Annotated in this window: 3 protein-coding genes; all 3 read left to right on the forward strand. The window is 62.0% G+C overall.

Features of this window, described 5'->3' with window-relative positions; genetic code table 11:
• The 3 genes from aruF to astD are packed head-to-tail and all read left to right on the forward strand — an operon-like array spanning position 1 to position 3,565.
• Positions 1–1,020 (forward strand): arginine/ornithine succinyltransferase subunit alpha, encoded by a 1,020-nt coding sequence (gene aruF / locus ACRESD_RS13165; RefSeq protein WP_431751298.1) that lies wholly within the window; start codon positions 1–3, stop codon positions 1,018–1,020.
• A 53-nt stretch (positions 1,021–1,073) separates the two neighbouring features.
• A complete protein-coding gene (gene astA / locus ACRESD_RS13170; RefSeq protein ID WP_177114079.1) occupies positions 1,074–2,099 on the forward strand; it encodes an arginine N-succinyltransferase in 1,026 nt (341 codons plus the stop codon).
• Entirely contained in the window at positions 2,096–3,565 is a 1,470-nt protein-coding gene (gene astD / locus ACRESD_RS13175) for a succinylglutamate-semialdehyde dehydrogenase (protein WP_431751299.1), read from the forward strand. Before astA ends, astD begins: the two co-directional genes overlap by 4 nt.
• Positions 3,566–3,613: the final 48 nt, after the last annotated feature.

Raw genomic sequence — 3,613 nt, forward strand, 5'->3', positions numbered from 1 at the left:
ATGCTGGTGATGCGCCCCGCGCAAATGGCTGATCTGGGCGAGGTACAGCGTCTGGCTGCGGACAGCCCGATTGGTGTCACCTCCTTGCCGGATGATGTTGAACGCCTCAGCGACAAGATCGCCGCCAGCGAAGCATCCTTCGCTGCCGAAGTGAGTTTCAACGGTGAAGAGAGCTACTTCTTCGTGCTCGAAGACACCGAGGCCGGCAAGCTCGCCGGCTGCTCGGCCATCGTCGCCTCGGCCGGTTACTCGGAGCCGTTCTACAGCTTCCGTAACGAGACCTTCGTGCACGCCTCCCGCGAGCTGAAGATCCACAACAAGATTCACGTGCTCTCCCAGTGCCACGACCTCACCGGCAACAGCTTGCTCACCAGTTTCTATGTGGTGCCGGAGTTGGTCGGTTCGCCCTGGTCTGAACTCAATTCCCGTGGCCGCCTGCTGTTCGTCGCCAGCCATCCCGAGCGCTTTGCCGACTCGGTGGTGACCGAGATCGTCGGTTACAGCGACGAGCACGGTGACTCGCCGTTCTGGGACGCCATCGGCCGCAACTTCTTCGACCTCAACTACGCCGCTGCCGAGCGCCTGTGTGGGCTGAAAAGCCGCACCTTCCTCGCCGAGCTGATGCCGCACTACCCGATCTACGTGCCGCTGTTGCCGGACGAAGCTCAAGAGGCGATGGGCCAGGTGCACCCGCGTGCGCAGATCACCTTCGACATCCTGATGCGCGAAGGCTTCGAGACTGACCACTACATCGACATCTTCGACGGCGGCCCGACGCTGCACGCACGGGTGTCGGGCATTCGTTCGATCGCCCAGAGCCGTGTGGTGCCGGTGAAGATCGGTGAGATGGTCAAGGGTGTCGGCCGCCAGTACCTGGTGAGCAACGGGCAGTTGCAGGATTACCGCGCGGTGATGCTGGAGCTGGACTACGCGCCCGGAAAACCGGTGACGTTGGACCTGTCAGCGGCTGAGGCTCTGGGCGTTGGCGAAGGCGCGAGTGTGCGTCTGGTCGCGGTTTAAAGAATTGAGTGTCGCGGGTGGCTGCCAAACAGCGGCCCGTCTGAGGAGATAGCATGATCGTTCGTCCCGTACGCAGCAGCGATTTACCGGCCCTGATTGATCTGGCGCGCAGTACCGGCACCGGCCTCACCACCTTGCCGGCCAACGAAGAGCGCCTGACCCACCGGGTTGGCTGGGCGGAAAAAACCTTTCGCGGCGACGCCGGGCGCGGTGATGCCGATTACCTGTTCGTGCTGGAAAACGACGAAGGCCGCGTAGTGGGTATTTCCGCCATCGCTGGCGCTGTCGGCCTGCGTGAGCCTTGGTACAACTTCCGGGTGGGCCTGACCGTCAGCGCTTCCCAGGAGCTGAATATCTATCGCGAGATTCCGACGCTGTTCCTGGCCAACGACCTCACCGGCAATTCCGAGCTGTGCTCGTTGTTCCTGCACGCCGATTACCGCACCGGCCTCAACGGTCGCATGCTGGCCAAGGCGCGCCTGCTGTTTATCGCTGAGTTCCCGCAGTTGTTCGGCAACAAGATCATCGCCGAGATGCGCGGTGTGTCCAACGAAGCGGGGCGCTCGCCATTCTGGGAGAGCCTGGGCCGGCATTTCTTCAAGATGGAATTCAGCCAGGCCGACTACCTCACTGGCGTGGGCAACAAGGCGTTTATCGCCGAGCTGATGCCGAAGTTTCCGCTGTACAGCTGCTTCCTGTCTGAAGACGCGCGCAATGTGATCGGTAAGGTCCATCCGGATACTGAACCTGCGCTGAGCATGCTCAAGAGCGAAGGTTTCAGCTACCAGGGCTATGTCGACATTTTCGACGCAGGCCCTGCGGTAGAGTGTGAAACCACCAAGATCCGTGCCGTGCGCGACAGCCAGTCACTGGTACTCGCCATTGGCACGCCGGGGGACGACGCCACGCCGTTCCTGATCCATAACCGTAAGCGCGAGGAGTGCCGCATTACTGCTGCTCCAGCCCGTCTGGCGGCAGGCACGCTGGTGGTCGATCCACAGACCGCCAAGCGCCTGCAACTGGTGGTGGGTGATCAAGTGCGTGCCGTTCCGTTGTCCGCTGCTCGGGAGTCGAAATAATGAATTCGCTGTATATCGCAGGTAGCTGGCTGGCCGGCCAGGGTGAACGGTTTGAATCGCGCAACCCGGTGACCCAGCAGGTGCTGTGGGCCGATAATGGTGCCACTGCCGAGCAGGTTGAGTCCGCTGTGCAGGCGGCTCGCCAGGCGTTCCCGGCCTGGGCCAAGCGCCCGCTGGAAGAGCGTATTAGCGTGCTGGAAACCTTCGCTGCCACTCTTAAAAGCCGTGCCGATGAAATCGCTCGCTGCATCGGCGAAGAAACTGGCAAGCCGCTGTGGGAGTCGGCCACCGAAGTCACCAGCATGGCCAACAAGATCGCGATTTCGGTGCAAAGCTACCGCGAGCGTACCGGTGAGAAGAGCGGCCCCTTGGGCGACGCCACCGCCGTATTGCGCCACAAGCCCCACGGTGTGGTCGCGGTGTTCGGCCCTTACAACTTCCCTGGGCACTTGCCCAACGGACACATCGTGCCGGCGTTGCTGGCGGGTAATACCGTGTTGTTCAAACCCAGCGAGCTGACCCCTAAAGTCGCCGAGCTGACCGTACAGTGCTGGATCGAAGCCGGTTTGCCGGCTGGCGTGTTGAACCTGCTGCAAGGCGCACGGGAAACCGGTATCGCGCTGGCGGCCAATCCAGGTATCGACGGCTTGTTTTTCACCGGCTCCAGCCGCACCGGCAACCACCTGCACCAGCAATTTTCGGGGCGCCCGGACAAGATCCTGGCCTTGGAAATGGGCGGCAATAACCCACTGGTGGTGGATGAAGTGGCTGACGTGGATGCAGCGGTCTACACCATCATCCAGTCGGCGTTTATCTCGGCTGGCCAACGTTGCACCTGTGCGCGCCGCTTGCTGGTGCCGGAAGGTGCGTGGGGCGATGCGTTGCTGGCGCGGCTGGTGGCGGTCACTTCGACAATTGAAGTCGGGGCGTTCGACCAGCAACCGGCACCGTTCATGGGCTCGGTGATTTCCCTTGGCGCCGCCAAAGCGTTGATGGACGCTCAGGAACTGATGTTGGCCAAGGGGGCTGTGGCACTGTTGGAGATGACTCAGCCGCAGGATCAGGCTGCGTTGCTGACGCCGGGCATCATCGACGTGACGGGTGTGACCGAGCGCGAAGATGAGGAACTGTTTGGCCCGCTGTTGCAGGTGATCCGCTACGCTGATTTCGCCGGGGCGATTGCCGAGGCCAACAACACGCAATACGGTTTGGCCGCTGGCTTGCTGTCGGACTCTGAAGCGCGTTACCAGCAGTTCTGGCTGGAAAGCCGAGCCGGTATCGTCAACTGGAACAAGCAACTGACCGGCGCTGCCAGTACTGCGCCGTTCGGTGGGGTAGGGGCTTCGGGCAACCATCGCGCCAGTGCGTATTACGCGGCGGATTACTGCGCGTATCCGGTGGCGTCGCTGGAAACTCCGACCTTGGTGGTGCCAGCAACCCTGACCCCCGGTGTAACACTTAAGTGAAGGTGGCACCGATCTAATGTGGGAGCTGGCTTGCCTGCGATGTAGACG

This window comes from Pseudomonas sp. (genome assembly GCF_050739995.1).
Lineage (GTDB): Bacteria > Pseudomonadota > Gammaproteobacteria > Pseudomonadales > Pseudomonadaceae > Aquipseudomonas.

Coding starts and splice junctions, on each gene's coding strand:
- aruF (WP_431751298.1), top strand. CDS start 1: ATGCTGGTGATGCGCCCCGCGCAAATGGCTGATCTGGGCGAGGTACAG.
- astA (WP_177114079.1), top strand. CDS start 1,074: ATGATCGTTCGTCCCGTACGCAGCAGCGATTTACCGGCCCTGATTGAT.